22 protein-coding genes, 1 pseudogene and 1 other annotated feature are annotated in these 25,802 nt (G+C 57.0%); of the genes and pseudogenes, 20 read left to right on the forward strand and 3 right to left on the reverse strand.

Translation table 11 applies throughout. From position 1 onward, the window contains the following. Positions 1-680: 680 nt before the first annotated feature. The 20 genes and pseudogenes from ACTTKG_RS02000 to ACTTKG_RS02095 all read left to right on the forward strand — a co-directional run bounded on the left by ACTTKG_RS02000 (position 681) and on the right by ACTTKG_RS02095 (position 22,873). Entirely contained in the window at positions 681-1,805 is a 1,125-nt protein-coding gene (locus tag ACTTKG_RS02000; protein WP_442672588.1) for an ImmA/IrrE family metallo-endopeptidase, read from the forward strand. Position 1,806: 1 nt separating this feature from the next. After that, entirely contained in the window at positions 1,807-2,319 is a 513-nt protein-coding gene (locus tag ACTTKG_RS02005) for a DUF4411 family protein (protein WP_442672589.1), read from the forward strand. 87 nt (positions 2,320-2,406) lie between these two features. Further along, positions 2,407-2,650, forward strand: a binding site (T-box leader). A 126-nt stretch (positions 2,651-2,776) separates the two neighbouring features. Then, positions 2,777-5,437 (forward strand): annotated as a pseudogene (locus ACTTKG_RS02010) (valine--tRNA ligase). A 13-nt stretch (positions 5,438-5,450) separates the two neighbouring features. Continuing rightward, positions 5,451-6,761 carry a bifunctional folylpolyglutamate synthase/dihydrofolate synthase gene (locus ACTTKG_RS02015; protein ID WP_442672590.1) on the forward strand — a complete coding sequence of 437 codons (1,311 nt, stop codon included), beginning with the start codon at positions 5,451-5,453 and terminating at the stop codon, positions 6,759-6,761. Continuing rightward, complete coding sequence (locus tag ACTTKG_RS02020; RefSeq protein WP_442672591.1) at positions 6,751-8,097, forward strand: O-antigen ligase family protein; 1,347 nt, start codon at positions 6,751-6,753, stop codon at positions 8,095-8,097. The genes ACTTKG_RS02015 and ACTTKG_RS02020 overlap by 11 nt, the downstream gene beginning before the upstream one ends. 259 nt (positions 8,098-8,356) lie before the next feature. Continuing rightward, complete coding sequence (locus ACTTKG_RS02025; protein WP_442672592.1) at positions 8,357-9,856, forward strand: acetyl-CoA hydrolase/transferase family protein; 1,500 nt, start codon at positions 8,357-8,359, stop codon at positions 9,854-9,856. A gap of 142 nt (positions 9,857-9,998) precedes the next feature. Next, complete coding sequence (locus tag ACTTKG_RS02030) at positions 9,999-11,645, forward strand: acyl-CoA mutase large subunit family protein (protein ID WP_442672593.1); 1,647 nt, start codon at positions 9,999-10,001, stop codon at positions 11,643-11,645. Between the two features lie 92 nt (positions 11,646-11,737). Next, positions 11,738-12,130: a cobalamin B12-binding domain-containing protein gene (locus ACTTKG_RS02035; RefSeq protein ID WP_442672594.1), complete on the forward strand. Its 393-nt coding sequence runs from the start codon at positions 11,738-11,740 to the stop codon at positions 12,128-12,130. Between the two features lie 134 nt (positions 12,131-12,264). Then, positions 12,265-13,203: a methylmalonyl Co-A mutase-associated GTPase MeaB gene (gene meaB / locus ACTTKG_RS02040; RefSeq protein WP_442672595.1), complete on the forward strand. Its 939-nt coding sequence runs from the start codon at positions 12,265-12,267 to the stop codon at positions 13,201-13,203. A 41-nt stretch (positions 13,204-13,244) separates the two neighbouring features. Continuing rightward, positions 13,245-13,667 (forward strand): methylmalonyl-CoA epimerase, encoded by a 423-nt coding sequence (mce, locus tag ACTTKG_RS02045; RefSeq protein WP_314618654.1) that lies wholly within the window; start codon positions 13,245-13,247, stop codon positions 13,665-13,667. 124 nt (positions 13,668-13,791) lie between these two features. Next, a complete protein-coding gene (gene mmdA, locus ACTTKG_RS02050; RefSeq protein ID WP_442672596.1) occupies positions 13,792-15,321 on the forward strand; it encodes a methylmalonyl-CoA decarboxylase subunit alpha in 1,530 nt (509 codons plus the stop codon). Between the two features lie 15 nt (positions 15,322-15,336). Further along, the gene (locus tag ACTTKG_RS02055) at positions 15,337-15,480 is read left to right on the forward strand and encodes a hypothetical protein (protein WP_006193510.1); all 144 of its coding nucleotides are present in this window, start codon (positions 15,337-15,339) and stop codon (positions 15,478-15,480) included. A gap of 45 nt (positions 15,481-15,525) precedes the next feature. Beyond that, complete coding sequence (locus ACTTKG_RS02060; protein ID WP_442672597.1) at positions 15,526-15,912, forward strand: biotin/lipoyl-containing protein; 387 nt, start codon at positions 15,526-15,528, stop codon at positions 15,910-15,912. 102 nt (positions 15,913-16,014) lie between these two features. Continuing rightward, positions 16,015-16,575, forward strand: a complete 561-nt coding sequence (locus ACTTKG_RS02065; protein ID WP_442672598.1) for a hypothetical protein — start codon at positions 16,015-16,017, stop codon at positions 16,573-16,575. Positions 16,576-16,588: 13 nt separating this feature from the next. Continuing rightward, positions 16,589-17,575, forward strand: a complete 987-nt coding sequence (locus ACTTKG_RS02070; RefSeq protein ID WP_442672599.1) for an asparaginase — start codon at positions 16,589-16,591, stop codon at positions 17,573-17,575. A 167-nt stretch (positions 17,576-17,742) separates the two neighbouring features. Then, positions 17,743-19,473: an IS1096 element passenger TnpR family protein gene (locus ACTTKG_RS02075; RefSeq protein WP_442672600.1), complete on the forward strand. Its 1,731-nt coding sequence runs from the start codon at positions 17,743-17,745 to the stop codon at positions 19,471-19,473. Continuing rightward, on the forward strand, positions 19,470-20,576 hold the full coding sequence (gene ychF, locus ACTTKG_RS02080) for a redox-regulated ATPase YchF (protein ID WP_442672601.1): 1,107 nt from the start codon (positions 19,470-19,472) through the stop codon (positions 20,574-20,576). The genes ACTTKG_RS02075 and ychF overlap by 4 nt, the downstream gene beginning before the upstream one ends. A gap of 13 nt (positions 20,577-20,589) precedes the next feature. Further along, entirely contained in the window at positions 20,590-21,966 is a 1,377-nt protein-coding gene (locus tag ACTTKG_RS02085) for an MFS transporter (RefSeq protein ID WP_442672602.1), read from the forward strand. A 21-nt stretch (positions 21,967-21,987) separates the two neighbouring features. Next, entirely contained in the window at positions 21,988-22,200 is a 213-nt protein-coding gene (locus ACTTKG_RS02090; RefSeq protein WP_442672603.1) for a DUF951 domain-containing protein, read from the forward strand. Between the two features lie 34 nt (positions 22,201-22,234). Then, complete coding sequence (locus ACTTKG_RS02095) at positions 22,235-22,873, forward strand: CheB methylesterase domain-containing protein (protein ID WP_442672604.1); 639 nt, start codon at positions 22,235-22,237, stop codon at positions 22,871-22,873. A gap of 82 nt (positions 22,874-22,955) precedes the next feature. On the opposite strand, the gene ACTTKG_RS02100 is transcribed toward ACTTKG_RS02095, so the two are convergent. From ACTTKG_RS02100 to ACTTKG_RS02110, 3 genes are all read right to left on the reverse strand, one after another. Beyond that, complete coding sequence (locus ACTTKG_RS02100) at positions 22,956-23,750, reverse strand: ABC transporter ATP-binding protein (RefSeq protein WP_442672605.1); 795 nt, start codon at positions 23,748-23,750, stop codon at positions 22,956-22,958. Then, entirely contained in the window at positions 23,750-24,631 is an 882-nt protein-coding gene (locus ACTTKG_RS02105) for an ABC transporter permease (protein WP_442672606.1), read from the reverse strand. Before ACTTKG_RS02105 ends, ACTTKG_RS02100 begins: the two co-directional genes overlap by 1 nt. A 78-nt stretch (positions 24,632-24,709) precedes the next feature. Further along, positions 24,710-25,699, reverse strand: a complete 990-nt coding sequence (locus ACTTKG_RS02110; protein WP_442672607.1) for an ABC transporter substrate binding protein — start codon at positions 25,697-25,699, stop codon at positions 24,710-24,712. Between the last annotated feature and the right edge of the window lie 103 nt (positions 25,700-25,802).

The following is a 25,802-nucleotide window of genomic DNA, read 5'->3' on the forward strand; positions in this document are numbered from 1 at the left end:
CAAACGCATTGAATGCAAACGACAGCGCGGCAATCAATGCCAATTTCGTTAAGAATTTCACTTTGATTTTCCTCCTAAAGTTAAATATTTCATCCATTCCTTTTCTTTGAATCCGACCAATATGCACTTTCCTAAGAATCTCTCATGTTCACATAGCCGGTTTTCTTGCATTCCATACCTTCGGGAAGAAGGAATGCCCCTTGTTCCAAAAAAACTGGGAGCAGACCGGTCCGCGCTATTACGACAGACAAAACCTCGTAGATGAGTTTTTTGTTCAGTATATTTTTCATCTTGTCTTTATTCGACACCCGCCAGTCAACTCCTGCTAGGCGCCGTAAAGCCTCACCGGATAAGGAGCGAGCATCCTCGTCCGAAAAACGAGCATCCCTTATGCAACTCGGCGGGAAAATTAAATTGTATCATTTTCATGGGTTTTGGATGGCGCGTATTCTCTTTGAGGATATGCGCCTTATTTTTTAGCTCTGACTTCTTGGGCATCGTTTCTTATGTTATAATAAAAGCAAGGGTGAAGGTTTATTGGGTTCAAAGAAATAATGGGCTATGCTGGGGTAGGAATGTTTCGTATGCATAAGCGAAGCTCTATGAAAATTTAAACATATATGGAAATTTGAGAGTATTAATATGAAATTTGAATCCGAAATGTAAGGAGGTGTTGTTTTATGGCGGCTGTTCGTGTGAACGTAAATCCCGAGGTTTTGATGTGGGCGGTTGATTACAGTCAAAAAGGCATGGAAGCCTTTGAAAAAAAGTTCACGATGTTCCCACGGTGGTTAGATCAAAGTGAACAGCCTACAGTTAAGCAATTAGAGGATATGGCGAGATTTGCCTATGTCCCTTTTGGCTATCTCATGCTGTCTGAAAAACCGGATATCAAAATTAGGAAGATTGAGGATTTCCGCACAAGCCATAACTGTGGGTTTCATACATCTGGTGAATATAGTGCAGAGCTGCGTGACACGATCATTGACATTCGTAGGCGGCAAGAATGGCTGCGCGAATATAAAGAAGAACAAGAGTACGCTCCGATACCTTTTATTGGGAGCATACATACCGATCTGATAGATGAGGCGGTTGTTGAAAAAATTTGCAAAGAATTGAGACTCCCTGTCGATTGGAGAGATCGCATTGACAGCAAGCAGGCGGCGTTCCATTATTTCCTAGATATTATTGAATCCAAAGGTGTAGTAGTTTTTGTTAACGGAATTGTGGGGAACAACACGCACAGGAAGTTACGCGTTGAAGAATTTAGAGGATTTGCTTTATCTGATAAACTGGCTCCGGTAATATTTATCAACGGAAGTGATGCCCCGGCAGCAAGGCTTTTCACCTTGCTGCACGAGTTGGTTCATCTTTTTTTAGGACAAGATGGGTTGGATGACCATACGGAACCTTTTTGCAATCGCATTTCCGCTAAAATTTTAGTTCCACCTGCATTATTCCATGAGCAATGGCATAAGAATCCGGAGGACTTCGATGCATTGGAGAAATTTTTCAAGGTTAGTCAGTTGGTTCTTTATCGCATGGCGCTTTCTTTGGAGAAAATCAACGATGAAGAATATGCCCGTTGGATCGCTTTGTATAACAAAAAACATCAGGGAAAAAAGAAAAGCGCTGGCGGGAACTTTTATAATGTAGTACCTTACCGAGCAGGCAGGAGTTTTTGTCGATATGTTCGAGAAGCGTTGCATGAGGGGCGCATGTCTTATCGTGAGGCGTATCAGCTTTTGGGCGTCAGAGGAAGTACTTTTGAGAATGTGATGAAATCCACAGAAGGGAGGGGGTAGCATGGCATATATTTTAGATACCAACACGTTTATCACAGCAAAGAATCAGTACTATGCTTATGATATCGTTCCCTCTTTCTGGTCATGTCTGCTGCAAGAATTTCAAAAAAGTAACGTCAAGACGATCGATGCGGTTGAAAGTGAAATCATGCAAGGACATGATGATCTGGCATCATGGTTTCAAGAAAATGTAATGGATGGCATCTCAGGAAGTGGAGAGCGGTACATATTGCCTTCAAAAGAAAATCAGAGCGTGGTGAATTGCTATCGGACTGTTGCTGATCTTGTAAAGACGAACCCTCAATATCAAGAGGGACATAAAAATTCTTTTTTATCCGTTGCCGATCCGTGGTTGATTGCTGCCGCTAAAGTTGGAGAGCATACAGTGGTTACTTTAGAGGTTTTGCCTGCGTCAAATACAAAAAAAGTAAAAATCCCGGATATTTGTCTCCAAATGGGAGTGCCGTTCCTCAATTTGTTTGAGATGATGCGAAAGCTGCAAATAAGCATCTAAGAAATGTGGATTATGGCATAGAGCATATCGAACTTGTGCGCTCGACCCATCTTGCCAAAACGCCGTTCTTATGGTATCCTTTTGTCGACAAAGGCGATGAGGAAGAGGAGTACGCTGCAAGCGCCGCTTCAGAGAGGGGATGGTCGGTGAGAATCCCTGCGGCGGGCGGCGGAAGGTCGCTTCGGAGCTTTCGGGCTGAAGCCGGCGGCGCATTTTGCTGTTCGGTGCGTAGGCGCGGGCGCGGCGGCGGCGTTATGCCTTGGAGCTGCAGGGTGTCTCTCCCTGCGGGAAGTTAGGTGGTACCACGGAAGCAGGCTCTTCCGTCCTTTCGGACGGGGGAGCTTTATTTTTTTGTTTGCTGGAAGCTTCATGCGGGCTGCGGGGATTTTGCCTTGCGGCAGTCTGTGCTTTCGGCAGGGGACTTTCGCGTCAATACGACATGTATGGAGGGTTTTTCATGGCAAAGGATAATATCCCGAAGGTTTATGAGCCGCAGTCGTTTGAGAAGAAATGGTATGAGTTCTGGGAGAAGAACGATCTCTTCCATGCTGAACCCGAGGAGGGCAAGAAGCCGTTTTCCATCGTGATCCCGCCGCCCAATGTGACGGGGCAGCTGCACATGGGGCACGCGCTCGACGAAACCTTGCAGGACATCTTGATCCGCTGGCGGCGTATGCAGGGCTACAATACTCTCTGGATGCCGGGTTGCGACCATGCGGGCATCGCGACGCAGGCGAAGGTGGAGGCGGCGCTTCGCGAAGAAGGGACGAATCGCTACGAACTCGGACGCGAGAAGTTTACGGAGCGCGTCTGGCAGTGGAAAGAGGAGTACGGCAGCCGCATCATGTATCAGCTGAGAACGCTCGGCTCTTCGTGCGACTGGGCGCGCGAGCGCTTCACGATGGACGAGGGCTGCTCGCGCGCTGTGCGCGAGGTGTTTGTGCGTCTCTATGAGCAGGGGCTGATCTATCAGGGCACGCGCATCACGAACTGGTGCCCGTCGTGCAATACGGCGCTTTCGGATATCGAGGTCGAGCACGAGACGGAAGCGGGTCACCTCTGGCATCTGCGCTATGCTTTCGAGGACGGCGAGGGCTATGTCGAGATCGCGACGACGCGCCCGGAGACGATGTTTGGCGATACGGGAATCGCCGTGCATCCCGATGATGCACGTTACAAGGAGCTCGTCGGCAGAAACGTCATCCTGCCCATCGTCAACCGCCCGATTCCCATATTTGCCGACGAGTACGTTGATCCCGCCTTCGGTACGGGTGCGGTCAAGGTCACGCCTGCGCACGATCCGAACGACTTCGAGATGGGGGGGCGCCATGATCTGCCGCAGGTGCGTGTCATAGAAAATGATGGCACGATGTCGGAAGGTCTCGGAAAGTACGCGGGACTTGATCGCTACGAGTGCCGCAAGATGCTCGTCAAAGACCTCGAAGAGGCGGGCGTTCTCGTCTCTACGGAGGAGCATGAGCACGCCGTCGGTCACTGCTCGCGCTGCCATACGACGGTCGAACCGCTCGTCTCCAAGCAGTGGTTCGTAAAGATGGAGAGCCTCGCGAAGCCCGCGATTGAGGCGGTGCAGGATGGAAAGATACGGTTTGTTCCCGAGCGCTTCACGAAGATTTATACGAATTGGCTCGAAAACATCCGCGACTGGTGCATCTCGCGCCAGCTCTGGTGGGGACATCGCATCCCCGCGTGGTACTGCGAGGACTGCAAGGAGACGATCGTCTCGCGCGAGGACGTCGAAACTTGCCCCAAGTGCGGCAGTTCGCACGTTCATCAGGACGAGGACGTTTTGGACACATGGTTCAGCTCGGGGCTCAGGCCGTTTTAGACGATGGGCTGGCCCGAGGAGACGCCGGAACTCAAGCAGTTCTACCCGACGAGCGTGCTCGTGACGGGCTATGATATCATCTTCTTCTGGGTCGCACGCATGGTCATGATGGGCTTGGCGTTCGGCAAGGACATTCCTTTTCGCCATGTATTCATCCACGGTCTCGTGCGCGACAGCGAGGGGCGCAAGATGTCGAAGTCGCTCGGCAACGGCATCGATCCCGTCGAGGTCATCGACAAGTACGGTGCGGACACGCTGCGCTTCATGCTCATCACGGGCAATACGCCGGGCAACGATATGCGTTTCTACTGGGAGCGCGTCGAGGCGGCGCGAAATTTCGCGAACAAGCTGTGGAACGCCTCGCGCTTCATGCTCATGAATTTGGAGGACTTCGATGCGGGCTTCACTCCGACGGCGGAGGACTATACGCTCGCCGATCGCTGGATCTTGTCGCGCTGCCAGAAGACGGCGGCGGGTGTGACGGAGAATCTGGAGAAGTTCGAGCTGGGCGAAGCGGGACGCATGATCTACGAGTTTATCTGGAGCGAGTTCTGCGACTGGTACATCGAGCTGGCGAAAGCGCGGCTCTATGACAAGGACGCAGCCGGCGAGTGTTCGAAGAAGACGGCAGAGTACGTCCTTTCCTATGTACTGGAGCGCACGTTGCGCCTGCTGCACCCCTTCATGCCGTTCCTCACGGAGGAAATCTGGCAGCGCGTGCCGCATGAGGGCAGGAGCATCATGGTCGCGCCGTGGGTGAAGGCAGATGAGAGTCTCGTCGATGAGGCGGCGGAGCGCGAGATGGCGAGCATCATGGAAGTGATCGTGCGCATCCGCAACATGCGCGCCGAAGTCGATGCCGCGCCGGGCAAGAAGAGCGATGTCGTTTTGCACTTCACGGATAAGGCGCTCGCGCCCGTATTTGCCGCGCACGCCGCGTACTTCGCCGCGCTCTCTTGGGCGGATCCTCTGACGGTCTTGGAGGACGGCGCGGCGAAGCCCGAGAACGCCATGACGGCGATCGTCGCAGGCGTCGAGATCTACCTGCCTTTGAAGGGACTCATCGACGTCGAGAAGGAAAAGGCGCGTCTTACGAAGGAACTGGCGAACCTCGTCGGCGAGGAGAAGCGCCTCGGCGGCAAGCTCGCGAACGAGGGTTTCGTCAAGAAGGCGCCGCCCGCCGTCGTAGAAAAAGAGCGCGAGAAGCTCGAAGCGGCGAAGGAGAAGAAGAAGGCGGTCGAAGAGCGCCTCGCCTATCTGGCGAAACTCTGAGGAAGGTGGGGAAATGGACTACAAGGAAAGTCTTTCTTACCTCGAAAGCCTCAACGTATTCGGCTCGAAACTCGGGCTTTCGCGCATCGAGCGGCTCGTCGAGCTGCTTGGTCATCCCGAACGGCGCTACGGCACGATTCATGTCACGGGGACGAACGGCAAAGGCTCTGTCAGCGCCATGACGGCGGCGATTTTGACGAAATCGGGGCTAAGGACGGGACTTTACACCTCGCCGCATCTCGTCTCCTACACGGAGCGCTTCGTCATCGACGGCGAGCAGGCGAGCGAGGCAGACTTCGCGGCGGCGATTGCGGCTGCAAAAGAGGCGGCGGACAAGATGCTTGCCGAGGGGCTGGAGCAGCCGACCGAGTTCGAGGTGCTGACAGCGGCGGCGTTCTTCTATTTTGCTCGAAAGCATGTCGACTATGCCATCGTCGAGGTCGGCTTGGGCGGGCTTCTCGACTCGACGAACGTCATCACTCCCGAGGTCGCTGTCGTCACGAACGTCGCGATGGAGCACGCCGACCGCTGCGGCGGCACGCTCGAAGGCGTCGCGCAGCACAAGGCGGGCATCATCAAGGCGGGGGTGCCCGTCGTTACGGCGGCTGAGGGCATGACGCTCGATGTCGTGCGCCGAAAAGCGGAGGAAGAAGGCGCTGACATCTTCGTTCTCGGCGAGGATTTTGCCGTTTTGCCGATGAAGCAGGCGGCAGGCATGATCGAGTTCTCTTCCGAACTGCTCGGCATACGTGCGGCGCATTACGCGCTCGCGCTCGGCGGCGCATATCAGCGGCGAAATGCTGCGCTCGCCGTCATGGCGGCGGAGCTTCTTGCGGGGACGCATCCTTCCATCACGCACGAAAATATTGCCGCCGCTTTGAGGTCGGCTGCATGGCCGGGGCGTTTCGAGCGGTTTACGCTCGACGGCAAGCGTATCATCATTGACGGTGCGCATAATCCGGCGGGCGCGGCGGCTCTTCGAGAGAGCCTTGACGCCGCATTTGCGGATGAGGCGCGTGTGCTGCTCATCGGCATTCTGGAGGACAAGGACTATCGCTCGATGCTCAAGACGCTTCTTCGCGCGGGCGACCGCGTTGTCGTCACGCCGCCGATGTCTCTTCGCGCGGGCGATCCCGAAAATCTCGCGCGCGCTGCGCGTGAGATTACGGCAGATGTTGAGGTCGTCGAGAACGCGCAGGCGGCTCTTGAACGTGCGCTCTCTTTGACGGACGAACGGCACATTCTCTGCGCGGCAGGCTCTTTGTATCTGATTGGGAACTTGCGTTGCCTGCTTTTGGAGAGGGGGGCGCGTCATGACGGCTAAGGACAGCCTGTCGGATTATCTTGCGGGCGGCGTCTACTACGCCATTTTGCTCGAAGCCTTCCTCGTCGCGCTCTCGCCGCCTCTGGCGACGGCGGCGCTTCTTCTCGGCGTCATCTTCTGGTTCGCGCGTCTCGTCGTCGATAAGGAGTGCCGCCGCTTCCGCCGTCTGCCCTACGATGTGCCCGCCGCGCTGTTTGCGCTTTTGGGTGCGGTTTCCGTATTCGTCTCGCCTGATCGCGCGTTCAGTTTCTACAATTATTATAATCTCGTCGGCGTCTATCTTTTGACGTATCTTTTGATCGGACAGAACGTCCAAGCGTCGCAGGATATCCGAAAGATCGTTTACGCGCTCGGGCTCGCGTGCGTGCTCGTCGTGCTTTACGGCTTCTATCAATTCGCTTTCGGCATCGACACGAGTGCGATGAAGTGGGTGGACGGAGACGCTTTCCCTGAACTCAAAAAGCGTGTATTCTCGACGTGGGAGAATCCAAATATCCTCGCGGGATATTTGGATGTCGCCATGTGTTTCGTATTTGCGTTTCTCGTGAAGATGCGCGATCAACGACGGCGCATCGCGCTCGGCGCGGCTCTCGTGCTTCTTGCGGCGTGCCTCGCGATGACGTATGCACGCATGGCGCTTCTCGTCATCGCCTTGATCTTCATTCTTTATGGCATGTTCCGCGATTGGCGCGTTCTCTTGGGCGTCGCCGTCGTCGCGGGCGCACTCGTGCTCCTCGACCCCGCGCTTCTTGACCGCGTGACGTCGGTCTTTACGCGCGTCGACACCTCGTCGGAAATGCGCCTCGCGCTCTGGGAGAGCACGCTCGCCATGATCGGCGATCATCCGTTCTTCGGCATTGGCTGGGGCGCCTACTGGATGGTCTACCCCGAGTATGACTTCTATTTGCAGGGCGCGGATGTGCTCATCGTCCACGCGCACAATATGTATCTGAACTACGCGGCGGAGATCGGCGTCGTCGGCGCCGTATCCTTCCTGTGGTTCTTCTTCGGCACGATGGGGCTTGCTTTCTTCTCGAAGGTACACGACAGCGAGGGCTTCCGCCAAGGGTTGATGCTGGGGATCAGCCTCGCCTTTTTCTCCGTCGCGCTGAACGGTCTGACGGACGACGTGCTCTTCAACATCCCGTCGTCGATGCTCCTGTGGCTGCTCGCGGCGCTCGCCGCCGTCACGGAGTTCGCGGGCAACGAAGAAGATGAAGCCGTCGTTATGGACGAACTTACGGCAAGGAAGCGGCAGAAGCTTCGCGAGCTTCGTCAAAGGGCGGGAAAGGGCGGCGAATCGCCCAAAAATAGCGGCGAAGAGTCCGAAAATTGACTTGACGCTAAAGCGTCGAAGTGGTATTCTTTAGCTTAGGATATAATTGTCGCATAGTAGTACGATAAGCCTCAGTTATCCCGTTTTTCTGCGATAGCGCCAAGCTATCATGCAGAAACGGATGGCGGGCAGTCTCGGCTGCAGCGGCAGTTCATCATTGGAAGCCCTCTTTCTTTCGCTTTCCCCAAGAGGAGCGGATAAAGTAGCGGTTTCCTTAGATTACACAGGCCGGACGGCCTTGTGAGGGAGGATGTATTGAATGATTGACATCTCGGATCGCGTACGCAACAAAGACCTGCAGGCGAGGATCGTGAGCGCGGAGGAAGCGGCAGCTTTCATCAAGCCGGGCATGAGCATCGGCATGAGCGGCTTCACAGCCTCCTCGTACCCGAAGGCCATTCCGCTTGCCTTGGCCGAGCGCATGAAGAAGGAACCCTTCAAGATTGACCTCTGGACGGGCGCTTCGACCGGCCCGGAGCTTGACGACACGCTCGCAGCCGTCCACGGCATCGCCAAGCGTCTGCCGTACCAGACGGACAATATCCTCAGGGGTGAGATCAACGACGGCTCGGTCGACTACCTCGACCTTCATCTGAGCGAGTCCGCGCAGCTCGCGCGCGTCGGCTACCTTGGCAAGCTTGATCTCGCCATCGTCGAAGCCGTCGCTATCACGGAAGAGGGCAACATCATCCCGTCGACATCGCTCGGCAACGCCGCTTCCTATGTGCAGCAGGCGGACATCGTCATCGTCGAGGTCAACACGACGCAGCCGTTGGAGCTTGAGGGAATGCACGACGTCTACGTGCCTCTCGACCCGCCGAATCGTCTGCCGATTCCCATTATAAAGGCGGACGACCGCGTCGGCACGCCGTTCATTCCATGCACGCCGGATAAGATCAAGTACATCGTGCCGTGCGACATCAAGGACGGTACGCGCAACCTCGCGCCGATTGACGAAAACTCGAAGAAGATGTCGCAGTTCACGCTCGACTTCCTCAATGCTGAGATCAAGGCGGGTCGTATGCCGAAAAACCTGCTGCCGCTGCAGTCGGGCGTCGGCAACGTCGCGAACGCCGTCATGGCTGGCTTCGTTGACTCCGATCTCACGGACCTCACGGTCTATACCGAGGTCATTCAGGACGGTATGCTCGATCTCATCGATGCGGGCAAGCTGAACTTCGCTTCGGGCACGGCATTTTCTCCCTCGCCGGCAGGTATGGAGCGCTTCTACAAGGATGTCGCGAAGTACAAGAAGTACCTGCTGCTGCGTCCGCAGGAAATCTCCAACAGCCCGGAAGTCGTCCATCGTCTCGGCGTCATCGCCATGAACACGGCGCTCGAAGTCGATATCTACGGCAACGTGAACTCCACGCACGTTACCGGCACGAAGATGATGAACGGCATCGGCGGCTCTGGCGACTTCGCGAGAAACGCTTTCCTGACGATCTTCTACACGCCTTCGATTGCGAAGGACGGCGCGATCTCGTCCGTTGTACCCATGTGCTCGCACATCGACCACACGGAGCACGACGTCGACGTCATCATCACGGAACAGGGCGTCGCGGATCTGCGCGGTCTTGCACCGAGAAAGCGCGCCTTGGAGATCATCAACAACTGCGTGCATCCCGACTACAAGCCGGTGCTGCTTGACTACTACAATAGAGCCGTAGAGGCCACCAAGCATGCGCACACGCCGCATATCATCAAGGAAGCGCTTTCCTTCCACGAGAAGTTCATCGAAACGAAATCCATGAAGTAAGGCGCCGAAAACATTTTGAACGGATCGGAAATGATTTAGGGAAAAAGAAGCGGCTATAAGCCGTTCGGACCTTCACGGCAAAGACACGCGACGGACGGGCGGATGCGCTGCTCTCCGCATTCCCTGACAGGAGGACAACAATATGAGCAATGAGAAAATCCAGGCCGCGTTGGAAAAGTACGAGGCTGACCTGAAAAAGACCACGGCGAAATTCCCTCTGCGCCCGAACATTCCCGAGCAGGGTCTTTACACGCCGCTTGACGTCGAGGGCGCAAGCTACGACGAGATCGGCATACCGGGCGAATTCCCCTACACGCGTGGCGTGCAGCCTACGATGTATCGCGGCCGCTTCTGGACGATGCGTATGTACGCCGGCTTCTCCACAGCCGAAGAGTCCAACAAGCGTTACCGCATGTTGATTGCGACGGGTGCGTCGGGCCTCTCGTGCGCTTTCGATCTGCCGACGCAGATCGGCTACGACTCCGACGATTCGATTTCTGAAGGAGAAGTCGGCAAGGTCGGCGTGGCGATTGATTCGCTCGCGGACATGGAGACGCTCTTCGACCAGATCGATCTCGGCAAGGTTTCGACGTCCATGACGATCAACGCCCCTGCTTCTGTGCTTCTTGCGATGTATATCGCTGTTGCCGAGAAGCAGGGCGTGCCCGCAGACCAGCTCACGGGCACAATCCAAAACGATATCTTGAAGGAGTATGCGGCTCGCGGTACTTACATCTTCCCGCCGCGTCCGTCCATGCGCCTCATCACCAACATCTTTGCTTACTGCTCGAAGAACGTACCGAAGTGGAACACCATTTCCATCTCGGGCTACCATATCCGCGAAGCCGGCGCTACGGCTGCCCAGGAAATCGCCTTTACGATTTCCGACGGCATCGCCTACGTCAATGCCGCCATCGAGGCGGGACTCAATGTCGACGACTTCGCAGGACGTCTTTCCTTCTTCTGGAACGCGCACAACAACGTGCTCGAAGAAGTCGCGAAGTATCGTGCATCCCGCCGTATTTGGGCGAAGGTCATGCGCGACCGCTTCGGTGCGAAGAAGGATAAGTCCATGAAACTCCGCTTCCATACCCAGACTGCAGGCTCCATGCTCACGGCGCAGCAGCCGGACAACAACATCGTCCGCGTCGCGCTGCAGACGGCGGCAGCCGTCATGGGCGGCACGCAGTCCCTCCACACGAACTCCCGCGACGAAGCGCTCGCGCTTCCGACGGAGGAGTCCGTCTCCATCGCTCTCCATACGCAGCACATCGTTGCGCATGAGAGCGGCCTCGCCGATGTCATCGATCCCTTGGCAGGCTCCTACTATGTAGAGGCCATGACGAACAAGATCGAGAAAGAAGCGATGGAATACATCAAGAAGATCGACGAGATGGGCGGCGCTGTCGCTGCCATCGAGAAGGGCTACATCCAGAAGGAGATCCAGGACAGCGCTTACGCCTGGCAGATGGATGTCGAGTCCGGCGCTCGCGTCATCGTTGGTGTCAACAAGTACCAGAAGGAAAATGAAGAGCCGCCGAAGGATCTCTTGAAGGTCGACGCCTCCGTCGGCGAGAAGCAGAAGAAGCAGCTCGCCGAAGTCAAGGCGAAGCGCGACAACGACGCTGTCAAGTCCGCGCTTGAAGCCCTCAAGAAAGCGTGCGAGGATGAGAACGAAAACCTCATGCCGCACATCCTCACGGCTGTCAAGACGTATGCGACGCTCGGCGAGATCTGCGGCGTTATGCGCAGCGTCTTCGGCGAATACGAGGCTCATACGTCCCTGTAATCAACAGGACTTCTCGGGAAAGCCGCTCGGTTTTCGGGCGGCGTCCTGAGCAAAGTTTTCCTTTTTCTACTTGGATTTGGAGGTAATTTCAAATGGCAAAAATCAGGGTATTGGTAGCAAAACCGGGCTTGGACGGCCACGACCGCGGCGCGAAAGTCGTCGCACGCGCTCTTCGTGATGCAGGCTTTGAAGTCATTTATACAGGTCTTCGCCAGACACCGGAGCAGATTACGGAAGCAGCTCTGCAAGAAGACGTCGATGTCATCGCGATGAGCATCCTCTCGGGCGCTCATCCGCATCTCTTCCCCAAGGTTGTCGAGCTTGTGCGCGGCAAGGGTATGACGGACACGCTGATTATCGGCGGCGGCGTCATTCCCGAGACGGACATTCCCGCTCTCAAAGAGGCGGGCGTTGCCGCCGTCTTTACGCCGGGTACGCCGACGGGCGACATCGTCGATTTCATCAACGAGCATGTGAAGAAGTAGTGCAAAATCATGCAACGGGGCTGGCAGCAGTTCGTCTGCCGCCAGCCTTGCTTTTATCCGTATCATGCGCGAACTTTCGGGAAACTCTGTGTTTTTCGAGAGTTCCTGAAACAATGGTATAGGTGGTGCATTCCGTGGATATAGCCAAGGAACTCCTGCAAGGAAATCGTCTCGCACTGTCAAGAGCCATCACGGCGATTGAAAATGAGGCGGAAAATGCCATCGACATCATGAAGGCTCTGTATCCTCATACGGGGAACGCCTATGTGCTCGGCATCACGGGTCCTCCTGGCGCCGGCAAGAGCACATTGACGGACAAGCTCGCCAATGAATACCGCAAGCAGGGCAAGACGGTCGGCGTCATTGCCATCGACCCGACCAGCCCGTTTTCGGGCGGCGCCATCTTGGGCGACCGCATCCGCATGGCGAGTCTGGCGATGGACGAAGGCGTATTCATCCGCAGCATGGGAACGCGCGGCAGCTTGGGCGGTCTTTCACATAAGACGGCGGACGCCGTCAAGGCGATGGACGCTTTTGGCAAGGACATTATTTTTGTTGAGACCGTCGGCGTCGGACAATCCGAAGTCGATATCGTTCGGGCGGCAGATACGACGATGGTCGTATTGATTCCCGGCATGGGCGATGACATCCAGGCGATCAAGGCAGGCGTTTTGGAGATCGGCGATGTGTTCGCCATCAACAAGGCGGATCTTGACGGCGCGGATCGTCTCGTCAAAGAAATCAACATGATGCTCGATTTGGACGGCGTGATGAAAGACTGGCGTCCGCCCATTGACAAAGTCATAGCAAACCAGCAGATCGGCGTTAAGGAGCTTGTCGCATCGGTCGAGAAGCACCGCGCCTACATCGAGGAGAAGGGAATCCTGGCCGAGCGGCGCACGAAGCGCACGAAGGACGAGATGATCGACATCCTCGAAAGCAATATCGGCTCGTATGTCAAGAGCAAGGTCGTCGATTCGGGCAGGCTCGACGCATTCGTCGCCGACATCAAGGCAGGCAGGACAGATCCCTACACCGTCACGCAGGACATCATGAATCATGTGCTCAAGTGACGGCAGTTGTTTCCATATCACCATTTCAGGAGGTAATTCACATGTTCAAAGTTTTGGGTGTAGACCACATCGGCATTGCGGTCAATGATCTCGACGAGGTCGGCAAGTTCTGGACGGAGCAGATCGGCATCCCCTGCACGGGCAAGGAAGTCGTTGCCGAGCAGAAGGTTGAGACGAGCTTCAACCCGACGCCGAACGGTTCGGAAATCGAGCTTCTTGCAGCGACCGATCCGACGAGCCCGATCGCGAAGTTCATCGAGAAGAACGGCGGCAGAGGCGGCATCCAGCACATCGCTCTTCGCGTTGACAACATCGAGAACGCGATCGCTGACCTCATGGCGAAGGGCGTCAAGATGATTGACGAGAAGCCTCGCTATGGTGCGGGCGGCGCGAAGATCGCTTTTCTCCATCCGAAAGCTACGCACGGCGTCCTCCTCGAAATCTGTGAGCACGAAGACCGCTGAATCCTTGCCGCATAGCCTGCGCCTGTGCGCACGGAATGAGCGGAAGTGAAAGGATCGGGCTTGACCGCTTGGACTTTCATAAGGTACTATATACTAGGAAGATTCGACATAGAGGAGGAAGAGTATGGCAACAGTTCAGGAAAAAATTGCCCTCATGCACGCCAAGAAGGAACATATCCAACAGGGCGGCGGACAGAAGCGCATCGACAAGCAGCATTCGCAGGGCAAGATGACGGCTCGCGAACGCATCGAGAAACTCTTTGATGAGAACACCTTCGTCGAACTCGATATGTTCATGAAGCATCGCTGCACGAACTTCGGTCAAGATCAGAAGGAACTGCCGGGCGAGGGCGTCGTCACGGGCTACGGCACGGTTGACGGCCGCCTTGTCTATGCTTTCGCGCAGGACTTCACGGTCGAGGGCGGTTCCTTGGGCGAGAAGCACGCGCATAAGATCTGGAAGGTCATGGATCTTTCGATGAAGATGGGCGCTCCGTGCATCGGCATCAACGACTCGGGCGGCGCACGTATCCAGGAAGCCGTTGACGCGCTCTCGGGCTATGCGGGCATCTTCTACCGCAATACGGCGGCTTCGGGCGTCGTGCCGCAGATCTCCGTCATCATGGGACCGTGCGCGGGCGGCGCTGTTTACAGCCCGGCGATCACGGACTTCATCTACATGGTCAAGAACACGAGCCAGATGTTCATCACGGGACCTGCTGTCATCAAGTCCGTCACGGCGGAAGAGGTCACGGCGGAAGCCTTGGGCGGCGCCATGACGCATAACTCGGTCTCGGGTGTTGCACATTTCGCGGCGGAGAACGAAGAGGACTGCATCGAGCAGATCCGCTACCTGCTCTCCTTCCTGCCGAGCAACAACATGGACGATGCGCCGATCGTCGATACGGGAGACGATCCGTCTCGTATGGAAGAGTCCTTGAACACGGTCATTCCGGACAATCCGAATGCGCCGTACGATATGAAGGACGTCATCCGCGGCATCGTCGACAACGGCGAATTCTACGAAGTGCATCAGCACTTTGCTACGAACATCATCACCTGTTTCGCACGCTTCGACGGCCGCTCCGTCGGCATCATCGCGAACCAGCCGAACGTCATGGCGGGCTGCCTCGATGTCAACGCTTCGGATAAATCCGCACGCTTCATTCGCTTCTGCGACGCCTTCAATATCCCCCTTGTCAACCTCGTTGATGTTCCGGGCTTCCTGCCGGGCGTCGATCAGGAGCACACGGGCATCATCCGTCACGGCGCGAAGATGCTCTATGCCTACAGCGAAGCGACTGTTCCTAAAGTCACGGTCATCACGCGCAAGGCATACGGCGGCTCCTACATCGCCATGTGCTGCCGCGAACTCGGCGCAGATCAGGTCATGGCATGGCCTTCGGCTGAAATCGCCGTCATGGGTCCTGCGGGCGCTGCGAACATCATCTTCCGCAAGGATCCCGACAAGGATCAAAAGACGGCGGAATATGTCGAAGAGTTTGCTACGCCGTACAAGGCGGCGGAGCGCGGCTACGCCGACATGGTCATCGAGCCGAAGGAAACGCGTCCCTATGTCATCACGGCATTGAACGCTCTCGCCTCGAAGCGTGAAGTCGGGCCGGCGAAGAAGCACGGCAATATTCCGTTGTAATCGGGAGGTTCACTTATGCAAAATGCAAAAGACGTCAAACCTGAGGTCGCTGCGGTCATCGCTGCAGCCGTCCAGATGATGGTTGGCAATAAAGTCGTTGCCGTCAAGATCAAGCGCAACGACGCATGGGCAATGGCGGGTCGCCAGAGCATCCATTAAGAAAGACGTAAGCGAAAACAAATTGAAGACTTGGAGGAATTTACAATGAAAAAGTTCAACATCAAGGTCAATGGCACGAGCTACGAAGTCGAGGTCGAGGAAGAGAAGGTCGCAGGCGCGGCGCCTGCGCCGAAGGCTGCCGCTCCCGCCGCTCCGAAGGCCGCTGCTCCGGCTGCTCCTGCCGCTCCTGCCAAGGCAGCTGTTTCCGCTGGCGCCGGCGAAGCTTCCGTCAACGCCCCGATGCCGGGCAAGATCGTCAAGGTTCTCGTTTCCGAAGGTCAGCAGGTCAACTCGGGCGACGTCCTTCTGATTCTCGAAGCCATGAAGATGCAGAACGAAATCGCTGCAACGCAGGCCGGCACGGTCAAGGCGATCAATGTCGCCGCTGGTCAGAGCGTCAAGGTCGGCGATCCGCTGGTCATTGTCGGCTAAGCTGTAAGCATAGCTTTTTGTCGAGTGTTTTGAATGCCTCCGATTGGATCTATCTGATCGGAGGCATTTTTGCGCTATGCCGTTTCATGGAAGGAGAAATGGATGTCATATACAAACTTCCAAGTCGGAGAAAAATTCCCTTTGCCTATAAAGCAGCAAGGAGAGGGCGGTCTTTTTCAAGTCGATGTAAACGGCGCGATGTTCATTTTGCAGCTCATAAAGAGCGACGTCGTCGCCGTCGAGGCGTTTCGCACGGGGGAGATGGAGCTGGCGCTTTATGAGGATGCGGGCGTCTTGTTCCTGCTTTATCAGGTTTTGGGCATCTTCAAAGAGGGTTGGGGTGATGCGCCGCTTTCTTTCGGCGGACTTTCTAAAGAGCAGATGCCGTCGGAGCAGTCCCTTGCGGCTGAAACGATGCACCTTTATCTCGTCGATGCGCGTCTTTCGCTTCTGCTTGCCCAGAGAGAGGAGAAGATGCCCGCATCCTTTGCCGCGCTGCTGCGCCGCCATGCGCTTGCGGCAAAGGATACGCCGCTCGCTCCCGCTGCTTTTGCCGCGCGTGTGCAGGAGATCTGGCAGCGCATGAGTCCGGCGGCGATGCGGGAAAAAGCCGCCGCCGTCTGGAAGATACCGCTCGCGCTCAAGCGTGCGCCGATCCATTGAGGAGGGGTGTGCGATGAAGCCGAAAATCTTCCTGTTGACGACGGGCGGTACGATTGCGGGGGCGGCGGCAAAGAGCGATGCGCTCACGGGCTATCGTGCGGGTGCAGTCGGGGCGGCAGAGCTTCTCGCGGCTGTGCCGGCGCTTTCTGAAGTCGCTCGGATTGCGAGCGAAGAGATCGCGGCGATCGACAGTAAGGACATGACGGAAGCGATCTGGCTGCGTCTTGCCGCACGCGTCGAGGCGGTGCTGGATGCGGGGGCGGCTGGCGTCGTCATTACGCATGGGACGGATACCCTTGAGGAAACGGCGTACTTTTTGCATCTGACGGTCAAGAGTGAAAAGCCTGTCGTTCTGACGGGAGCGATGCGCCCCGCGACGGCGCTTTCCGCCGACGGTCCGCTGAATATTTTCGATGCCGTGCGCCTTGCGGCAAGCCCTGCGGCGCATGGTCAAGGCGTGCTCGTCACGCTGAACGGCGATATTCACAGTGCGCGTGACATGGAGAAGGTGCATACGACGGCGGTGCAGGCGTTCGCCTCGCCCGACGTCGGTGTGCTCGGGCGCATGGAGGAGGGCGCGCCGCGCTTCCGGCGCCGCGTGCTCACGCGCCATACGGCAGCGAGTGAGTTTGATCTTGCGGGTGTGACGGAATTGCCGTATGTACCGATCCTTTACGGGCACGCAGGTGCGGACGATCGGCTTGCCGCCGCCGCTGTCCGCGGTGGCGCGGCGGGAATTGTCCATGCGGGCGCAGGCAACGGCAGCATAGCAAAAGCCGTCTTGCCGACGCTTGCCGCTGCTGCGGCAGCCGGACTTCCCGTCGTGCGTGCGAGCCGCACGGGGGCGGGGGCGGTGCTTTTCGCTGAAGATGCCTACCGTATGGCGGGCTTTATCGACGCCGACACGCTGCCCCCTGCTAAAGCGCGCATTCTCCTTGCACTCGCGCTCCTAAAAACAAGGGAACGTGCAGAGGTTCAGCGCATGTTCCATGAATATTGACCGGGAAGGGCGCTGTTTTTGAAACGACTGCGGCTTTTCATGGAGCGATCTTTGCAGGACAGGTCGATGAAGAAGTCTTGTCCATACCACTGGAATAACTTTTCGTGATAGGGTATAATAGATGAAAGTTCATGTATGATCGGTGTGCCGTTTGAAGGGAGAGTTCCATGAAGGCTTATGTGTTGAAGATTGTTCTGCGCGGACAGTCGTCGGATGTTTGGCGGCGTGTGTTGGTGCCGGAAGAGCTGACGTTTTCACAGCTTGCGCTCGTGTTTAATCTGGCGATGGGCTGGGAGAGGGAAACGGAGTACTCCTTTCTGCTGCCGCATAAGAAAATGGTCATCACCGAACTGCCGGAGGGGCAGTCGCCGAACGAGAGATTGTTGGAAGCTCCCGAGGTGTATATTCGCCGCTATTTAGAGCGTGCAGGTGCGTTTCTCTACGTTTATGCCAATCGACGAGAGATGCGCTTTGATGTGCAGCGTGAAGAGATCGTCGATCCGTGGACGGGCAGGGAGCCAAAGGTACTCGAATGGAGCGGTGCGATTTTCGCCGCCGATCTGCTCTCGGATGCGGCGGCAGCGGCGAGAAGCGAGGCCGACTATGATGTGGATGCGGTCAATGAAAAACTTGCTCTTTGGTGCCGCCTCAATCGGCGCAGCTATGAGCAGCGCACCTTGGCGATGCTTTACGATGATATGGAAGCGGGCAAGTACGGCTTTTTTGCGCGTATGCCCAAGGAACTTTCCATCACAGGCGCGTATTCGCCCGAGGAGAGAAGCGCGTTTCTCTCCGTGGTCATGCACCGGGGGCTGCAAAAATCGAAGGATGAGGAGCGCGTGCCGCCGACGCTGCGCGATATGTTTGCAGGGTTTGCCAAGGACGAGCTTCTTTCGATTGCTGAGCAAAAGGGCGTCGAAGTGCGTCACGGCATGAGAAAGAAGGATGTCATCGAGCTGTTGACGAAAAAGATGCTCGACCCTTGTGTTCTGGAGAATTACGTTCTGTGCCTGAGCGATGAGGAAATCCTTTCTCTGCAAAAATTGCTTGCCGATCCCGACGTATTTGAAGAGGAGCCGCACGATACCCTTGAAGTCCTCTCTACGGCAGGCTATATCGCGGAAACCCCGGAACTCGTCATCGTCATTGCGCGGGATGTGGCAGAGATGCTCATTCCTTTTGCGGCGGATATGAGTGAAGCTTTCTATGAGAAACGCCGCCGCCGTCTATGGCTGATGAACGCGATCCTCACGGCGAATGTTCTCTACAGTGTGACGCCGCTCGATGTCTTGTGCCGTGTTTATAACCAAGGCGGCATCGATACGCTGCAGCCGGAAGAACTCAAGCGGGAGATCGAAAAGATTCCGCCCGAGTTCGTTGAGGGCTACTGGCGGCGCGGCGACGTCTTTATCTCTGAGGGGCTTGAGGAAGAAGAGATTCAGGTCATCTTAGAATCACAGGGCGACGGCGATTATTATATTCCCGGCACGGAGGAGATACCGCTCTTCGCGCAGGGGCTTGCCCTTTCCGATCCGGACGATGAAAAAGCGACGGCGCGCTTCTTTCATCAGACGCTTTCCTACGACGATGAGGAAACGGTGGAAATCATGCGGCGCATCCATTGGACTTTTCTCGCCGGTGCGCCCGTTTCTTTCGTGCGCGATATGCTCAAAGACGACGGCTATTTCGACGCCTTGACGAAAGAACAGGACGTCATGCTGCGCCGACTGTTGAATCGCCTGCACGACGGTACGCGCTCGGTTGCGAACCGCGGCTTTACGACGAATGAGATCAAGGAACAGCGGCAGGCGGCGCAGAAGAAAAAGGAGGAGCGCAGGAAAGCGGCGCGATCGAAGGTCGTTTTTTTGAGGGACAGGAACAAGGAGAAATCACATTGAGCAATTTGGACGTAGGTATCGTAGGTCTGCCGAATGTCGGCAAGAGCACACTTTTCAATGCGATCACGAAAGCGGGTGCGGAGGCGGCGAATTATCCTTTCTGCACGATTGAGCCGAATGTCGGCGTCGTCGATGTACCCGATGCACGTCTTTCTGTGCTGCATGAGATGTATCAGTCGAAAAAGACGACGCCGGCTTCCGTGCGTTTCGTTGATATCGCCGGTCTTGTCGCAGGCGCATCGAAGGGCGAGGGTCTTGGCAACAAGTTTTTGGAGCATATCCGCCAAGTTGACGCCATCGCGCATGTCGTGCGCTGCTTCGAGGATACGAATATCACGCACGTCGCGGCGACGATCGATCCCGTGCGCGACATCGAAACGATCCTGACGGAGCTTTGCCTTGCCGATCTTGAGGTCTTGGAAAAGCGCATCATGAAGCTCGCCAAGCTCGCCAAAAGCGGCAGCAAGGAAGCGAAGGCAGAGGATGAGGTGCTGCGCCGCATCAAGGCGGTTTTGGAAGAAGGAAAGTCGGCGCGCAGCCTCGATCTCACCGACGATGAACTCGATCTCATCAAGGAGATGAACTTCCTTACGCTGAAGCCGATGCTTTATGTTGCCAATGTCTCCGAGGATGAAGCGGCAAAGGACGGCGAAGGCAATCCGCACGTTGCTCGTGTGCGCGACTATGCGGCGAAGGAAGGATCTGAGGTCGTCGTCGTCTCCGCGCGTGTCGAGTCGGAGATCGCCGAGCTTGATGCAAGTGACGCCAAGGCGTTTCTCGAAGAGCTGGGGCTTTCGGAGAGCGGCTTGGATCGGCTCATCAAGGCGGCGTTTGAGTTGTTGGGGCTTCTGACGTTTCTGACGGCAGGTCCCGATGAGTGCCGCGCATGGACGATTGTCTCCGGCACGACGGCGCCCAAGGCGGCGGGCAAGATTCATTCGGATATTGAGCGCGGCTTCATCCGCGCGGAGATCGTCAACTACGATGATCTCGTCGCCGCCGGCAGCACGGCGGCGGCGCGTGAAAAAGGGCAGGTGCGCCTTGAGGGCAAGGATTATGTGATGCAGGACGGCGATGTGACGTATTTCCGATTCAACGTGTGAGGAGGCGGCTCTCATGAAGGTGCAGCGGCGGATCTTTTCGGCAGTCTTGCTCACGTCTTTTATGGGGCCTTTTCTCGGCAGCTGCATCAACATCGCTATTCCTGCGATCGCGTTGGAATTTTCATGTCCGGCGACGGATCTTTCTTGGCTTGCGACCGCTTTTCTCCTTGGTGCAGTCGCTTTCGTGCTGCCGTTCGGGCGGCTGGCGGACATCTTCGGTCGATGTCGCATCTATGGCGTCGGCACGGCGGCGATGGCGGTCGTTTCCTTCGTCGCAGCGTTTTCGCCGACGGTTTCGTTCCTCATCGCCATGCGTGCGCTGCAAGGGCTTGCTCTGGGACTTGTCTTTTCGAGCGGCATGGCGCTCCTCGTGGCGGCGCATCCGGCGAAGGAGCGCGGGCGTGTCATCGGCTACTCCGCCGCCGCGACTTATATCGGGCTGTCTTTGGGGCCTGTGATCGGCGGTCTTGTCACACAGTATCTCGGCTGGCGGCTCCTCTTTCTCTTGGCGGCGGCTGTCATTCTGGCGAGCAGTTTGCTCGTGTGCGCCGTCCGAACCGATTGGTACGGTGAGCGCGGCGGCGGCTTTGATGTGTCCGGCGCGGTTTTCTATACGGCGGCGAGCACGCTGACGCTTTACGGACTTTCTGTATTTGCGGATGCGTCTTGGACGCGCGTTTTGCTGCTCATCGGGCTTGTATTTTTTGCACTCTTTTTGTGGCAGGAGAGGCGGGCGAAAATGCCGCTTCTGCAGCTTTCGCTCTTTCAAAACACCGTCTTTGCCATGAGTAATCTCGCATCGTTTTTGAACTACAGCGCGACGTATGCGATCAGCTTTTTGCTCTCGCTGTACTTGCAGCTCGTGCGCGGTCTTGACGCTTCGACGGCGGGGGTCGTCATGCTCTTGCAGCCGTTGACGATGGCGGTTCTCTCACCGGTTGCAGGAGGGTTGTCGGATAAGTATGAGCCGCGCCTCGTTGCGACTTTCGGCATGGCTTTGACGGCGACGGGCGTCTTCTGCTATTCGCTGCTCGACGCAGATACGCCTCTATCGCTCGTCGCGGCGAACTGCGTGCTTGTCGGCGTGGGGTTCGGCTTCTTCTCGCCGGCGAACAATAATGCGATCATGGGCGCGGTATCGAAAAAGCTCTATGGCGTGGCGTCTTCTATGGTCGCTGTCATGCGCCTTTCGGGGCAGGCGGTGAGCATGGCAGTCGTGACGGTGCTGCTCGCGCAGGCGGCGCTTCATGAGGCAGCGGATTGGACGGCGGAACTTGCAGCAGCGATACGGCTGATTTTCGCGTATTTGACCGTCTCCTGCGTTTTTGGCGTATTCGCTTCGCTTGCACGCGGCAAGAGAAAGCCTGCCGAAGAAGATGGGCGGGCGTAAAAAGATGAGAGGAGTGCTGTCATGCAGCGCTATGAAATCGGTGACATCGTGCGCATGAAAAAGAGGCACCCGTGCGGCAGCGATCGTTGGCGCGTTTTGCGCACGGGTACGGATTTTGCGCTCAAATGCGAGGGATGCGGTCGCTTCGTGCAGATTGGGCGCGAGAAGTTCCTGCGTCTCGTGCGTGCGATTGAGGAGAAGCATACGACTGGCGTTTGCCAAGCGGACGGATGATGCTGCATCTGCGTTAGGAAGGGAGACGGTGAACATGGAAAAGGCTAAGAAGGAGCCGATGGGCTTTTTTTCCGTTGTCATGCCGCCAGTCTCAACGGCAGAAAAGAAGCTGATTGCCATTGGCGCTTCGACGGGTGGTACGGAAGCGATCGCCACGATATTGAAGGAGCTTTCACCGCCGCTGCCCCCCATCGTCATTGTGCAGCATATACCGCCGGTGTTCAGCAATCATTTTGCCCATCGGCTCAATGCCATATCGAAGCTCACGGTCAAGGAAGCCGAGGACGGCGAAGCGATCAAGCCCTCGACCGCTTATGTGGCGCCGGGCGGGCGGCACATGAAGCTCGAACGGCGTGCGGGCAGGATCGTTGTCGCCTGTATGCAGGGGGATCCCGTGAACTGGGTGCGTCCTTCGGCAGACGTTCTCTTTTTCTCCGTCGCCGAGCTCATCGGCGATGCGGCGCTGGGGGTGATTCTCACCGGCATGGGGGCGGATGGTGCAAAGGGGTTGTTTGCAATGCGGCATACGGGAGCCATGACGTTCGGACAGGACGAAGCGTCATGCGTCGTCTATGGTATGCCGCGCGCCGCTTTCGAGCTTGGCGCAGTCGAGCGACAGATGCCGCTCGCAGCGATGGCAGGGGCGATCAAGCAGGCGGTACGCGGGTGTTAGGGTACAAAAAGAGGGCTGTGCAAGGTCGATTCGACTTTGCACAGCCCTTCTTTTGCGTCAACGGAACGTGGGAAATTTGCTGCTATGACAGGAGCAGGCTGTCGTTTGCCAGCTCGTTGCCCGCCGCCTTCTCGAAGAGGGCGAGCAGGTCGCGCACGGATAGGCGTGCTTTTTCTTCGCCTTTGACATCGACGAGGATGCGTCCTTCGTGCATCATGATGAGACGGTTGCCGAGGCGAAGCGCATCCTTCATGTTGTGCGTGATCATGAGCGTCGTGAGCTTGCGCTTTTCGACGATGTCCTTCGTGATGTCGAGGACTTTTTCCGCCGTCTTGGGGTCGAGCGCCGCCGTGTGTTCGTCGAGAAGCAGGAGCTTCGGCTCTGCCATCGTCGCCATGAGGAGTGTCAAGGCTTGACGCTGACCGCCCGAGAGCAGTCCGACCTTGGATTCGAGACGATCTTCAAGACCGAGGTTGAGACCGGCGAGAAGCCCCTGAAAGCGCTCTCGCTGTGCCTTGGAGAAGCTCCAGCGGAGCCTTGGCGCATGGCCGCGCCGTGCGGCGATGGCAAGATTTTCTTCGATCATCATGCCTGCCGCCGTGCCCATCATGGGATCTTGAAAGACGCGGCCGATGTACTTGGCGCGCTTGTGTTCCGGCTGCTTCGTGATGTCCGTGCCGGCGATGACGATGCTGCCTGTATCGACGCGGAAAGTGCCTGCGATGGAGTTCATCAGCGTGGACTTGCCGGCGCCGTTGCCGCCGATGACGGTTACGAAGTCGCCGGGGGAAAGGTGCAGCGTCACGCCCCGCAGGGCGAATTTTTCTGTGATCGTACCGGGATTGAAGGTCTTTGAGATGTTTTCGATCTTGAGCATCAGCGCGGACCTCCTTTTGCGCGGCGAATCCGCGCTTGAATCAGCGGCAAAGAGAGCGCGAGCGCGACGAGCGCCGCCGTGAAGAGTTTGAGATCGTTCGGAGGCATACCGAGTTCGAGCACGACGGCGATGACAGCGCGGTAGACGATGGAGCCGCCGATGACGGCGAGCAGGCAGTTCTTGAAGCTGCGCGTGCCGAAGAGCACTTCGCCGATGATGACGGATGCAAGCCCGATGACGATGGTGCCGACGCCCATGCCGACGTCGGCAAAGCCGTTCGCCTGTGCGACGAGCGCGCCTGAGATGGCGACGAGACCGTTCGAGAGCAAAAGCCCGAGGATGATCGTCATGTCGGTGTTGACGCCGTTGGCGCGGATCATGTGCGGGTTGTCCCCCGTCGCACGGATCGCCGCGCCGAGCTCCGTGCCGAAGAAGTAATAGCACGCGACGCTGATGGCGACGACGATGAGAAAGCCCGTGATGAGCACAGCCAGCTCGCGCGTGAGACCGAAATTCTGCGCCTGCGTGAAGATTGTCTCCGTGTTGAGGAGCGGCAGGTTCGCCTTGCCCATGATGCGAAGGTTCACGGAGTAGAGCGCGATCATCGTGAGAATGCCTGCAAGAAGCGCGGGGATTTTGAGCTTCGTCGTCAGAAGTCCGGTGACGACGCCTGAGACCATGCCCGCGGCGAAGGCGGCGCAGATGGCGAGGACGGGCGACGCACCGGCGGCGAGAAGGCTCGCTGCCGTCGCTGCGCCCAGTGGGAAGCTGCCTTCGACGGTGAGATCGGCGATGTCGAGGACGCGGAAGGTCAGATAGACGCCGATGGCAAGAAGCGCCCATAAAAGTCCTTGGGAAATGGTTGGAATGATGAGATCCATAGAGGGACAGTCTCCTTTTTGAAAAAGCAGCCGCAAGAGGATGCTTGCGGCTGTTTTGCGGTTTTCATGGGGATGGGGTTACTCGAAGATCTGTGCATCCTTCAAGATGTCGGCGGGGATTTGGATGCCGAGTTTGTCGGCGTTCTTTTTGTTGATGCTGACCTTGAGTTCCTTTGCCATTTCAATCGGCATGTCGGCAGGTTTCGCCTTTCCTTCAAGGATGTCGGCAGCCATGTGTCCCGTCTGTACGCCGAGTTTGTAGTAGTCGATGCCGTAGGTCGCAAGCGCCCCCGCCTTGACCCAGTTGTCCTCGCTGCAGAATACGGGCTTTTTCGCCTCATCCGTGATGGCAAGAAGCGTCGGGACGGCAGACGCCATGATGTTGTCCGTCGGCTCGAAGAAGGCGTCAACGTCGCCGACGAGGCTGTTCGCCGCCTGCTGGATGTCGTTGACGGTCGAGATCGTCACCGTGCGCACCTTTAGCCCGCGGCTCTCGGCGTACTCGGTGATCGCTTTCGCCTGTACCTCGGAATTGACTTCGCTGGAGCAGTAGATAATGCCGATGGTCTTGACGTTGGGGCAGATCTTCAGCATGAGGTCGATTTGTTCCTTGACAGGGCTCATGTCGCTCGTACCTGTGACGTTGCCGCCGGGCTTCTCGTTCGAAGCGGCGAGCTTCGCGCCGACATAGTCCGTGATCGCCGTGCCGACGATGGGGATGTCGCGTGTCGCGTTTGCCATGCTCTGGGCGGCGGGCGTCGCAATCGCACAGACGAGAGCCATCTTCGCGTTGACGAAGCGCTGCGCGATGTTCTGGAGGTTCGACTGATCCGCCTGCGCGTTCTGGCGGTCGATCGAGATGTTCTTTCCCTCTTCGAAGCCGCGCTCTTTGAGACCGTCGGCAAAGCCTTTGTTCGCCGCATCGAGCGCGTTGTGTTCGACGAGCTGCACGACGCCGATCTTCACGTCCTTCGTGTCGGCGCTCTGACCGCAGCCGACGAAGCCGAGACTTGCCGTGAGGAGCGAGGCTCCGAGGATGAGCGCTTTGAGTTTCTTGGAAATGTGCATGAGAATTCCGCCTTTCTGCTGTGCTAAAGCGCGGCTGAAGCCGCATTCCTTGAATTTTATAAAGAGTGGCTGTATTTGAAGCAATAAAGATATTATACATGGT

This window comes from Selenomonas sp. (assembly GCF_052169755.1).
Classification (GTDB): Bacteria; Bacillota; Negativicutes; order Selenomonadales; family Selenomonadaceae; genus Selenomonas.

What these genes read in the sequence shown, in the direction of transcription:
- ACTTKG_RS02060 (WP_442672597.1), top strand. Translation starts at nt 15,526, where the DNA reads ATGAAAAAGTTCAACATCAAGGTCAATGGCACGAGCTACGAAGTCGAG.
- ACTTKG_RS02025 (WP_442672592.1), top strand. Translation starts at nt 8,357, where the DNA reads ATGATTGACATCTCGGATCGCGTACGCAACAAAGACCTGCAGGCGAGG.
- mmdA (WP_442672596.1), top strand. Translation starts at nt 13,792, where the DNA reads ATGGCAACAGTTCAGGAAAAAATTGCCCTCATGCACGCCAAGAAGGAA.
- ACTTKG_RS02030 (WP_442672593.1), top strand. Translation starts at nt 9,999, where the DNA reads ATGAGCAATGAGAAAATCCAGGCCGCGTTGGAAAAGTACGAGGCTGAC.
- ACTTKG_RS02090 (WP_442672603.1), top strand. Translation starts at nt 21,988, where the DNA reads ATGCAGCGCTATGAAATCGGTGACATCGTGCGCATGAAAAAGAGGCAC.
- ACTTKG_RS02110 (WP_442672607.1), bottom strand. Translation starts at nt 25,699, where the DNA reads ATGCACATTTCCAAGAAACTCAAAGCGCTCATCCTCGGAGCCTCGCTC.
- ACTTKG_RS02085 (WP_442672602.1), top strand. Translation starts at nt 20,590, where the DNA reads ATGAAGGTGCAGCGGCGGATCTTTTCGGCAGTCTTGCTCACGTCTTTT.
- ACTTKG_RS02005 (WP_442672589.1), top strand. Translation starts at nt 1,807, where the DNA reads ATGGCATATATTTTAGATACCAACACGTTTATCACAGCAAAGAATCAG.
- ACTTKG_RS02035 (WP_442672594.1), top strand. Translation starts at nt 11,738, where the DNA reads ATGGCAAAAATCAGGGTATTGGTAGCAAAACCGGGCTTGGACGGCCAC.
- ACTTKG_RS02020 (WP_442672591.1), top strand. Translation starts at nt 6,751, where the DNA reads ATGACGGCTAAGGACAGCCTGTCGGATTATCTTGCGGGCGGCGTCTAC.
- ACTTKG_RS02075 (WP_442672600.1), top strand. Translation starts at nt 17,743, where the DNA reads ATGAAGGCTTATGTGTTGAAGATTGTTCTGCGCGGACAGTCGTCGGAT.
- ACTTKG_RS02095 (WP_442672604.1), top strand. Translation starts at nt 22,235, where the DNA reads ATGGAAAAGGCTAAGAAGGAGCCGATGGGCTTTTTTTCCGTTGTCATG.
- mce (WP_314618654.1), top strand. Translation starts at nt 13,245, where the DNA reads ATGTTCAAAGTTTTGGGTGTAGACCACATCGGCATTGCGGTCAATGAT.
- ACTTKG_RS02105 (WP_442672606.1), bottom strand. Translation starts at nt 24,631, where the DNA reads ATGGATCTCATCATTCCAACCATTTCCCAAGGACTTTTATGGGCGCTT.
- ACTTKG_RS02070 (WP_442672599.1), top strand. Translation starts at nt 16,589, where the DNA reads ATGAAGCCGAAAATCTTCCTGTTGACGACGGGCGGTACGATTGCGGGG.
- ACTTKG_RS02100 (WP_442672605.1), bottom strand. Translation starts at nt 23,750, where the DNA reads ATGCTCAAGATCGAAAACATCTCAAAGACCTTCAATCCCGGTACGATC.
- ACTTKG_RS02065 (WP_442672598.1), top strand. Translation starts at nt 16,015, where the DNA reads ATGTCATATACAAACTTCCAAGTCGGAGAAAAATTCCCTTTGCCTATA.
- ACTTKG_RS02055 (WP_006193510.1), top strand. Translation starts at nt 15,337, where the DNA reads ATGCAAAATGCAAAAGACGTCAAACCTGAGGTCGCTGCGGTCATCGCT.
- ACTTKG_RS02000 (WP_442672588.1), top strand. Translation starts at nt 681, where the DNA reads ATGGCGGCTGTTCGTGTGAACGTAAATCCCGAGGTTTTGATGTGGGCG.
- ACTTKG_RS02015 (WP_442672590.1), top strand. Translation starts at nt 5,451, where the DNA reads ATGGACTACAAGGAAAGTCTTTCTTACCTCGAAAGCCTCAACGTATTC.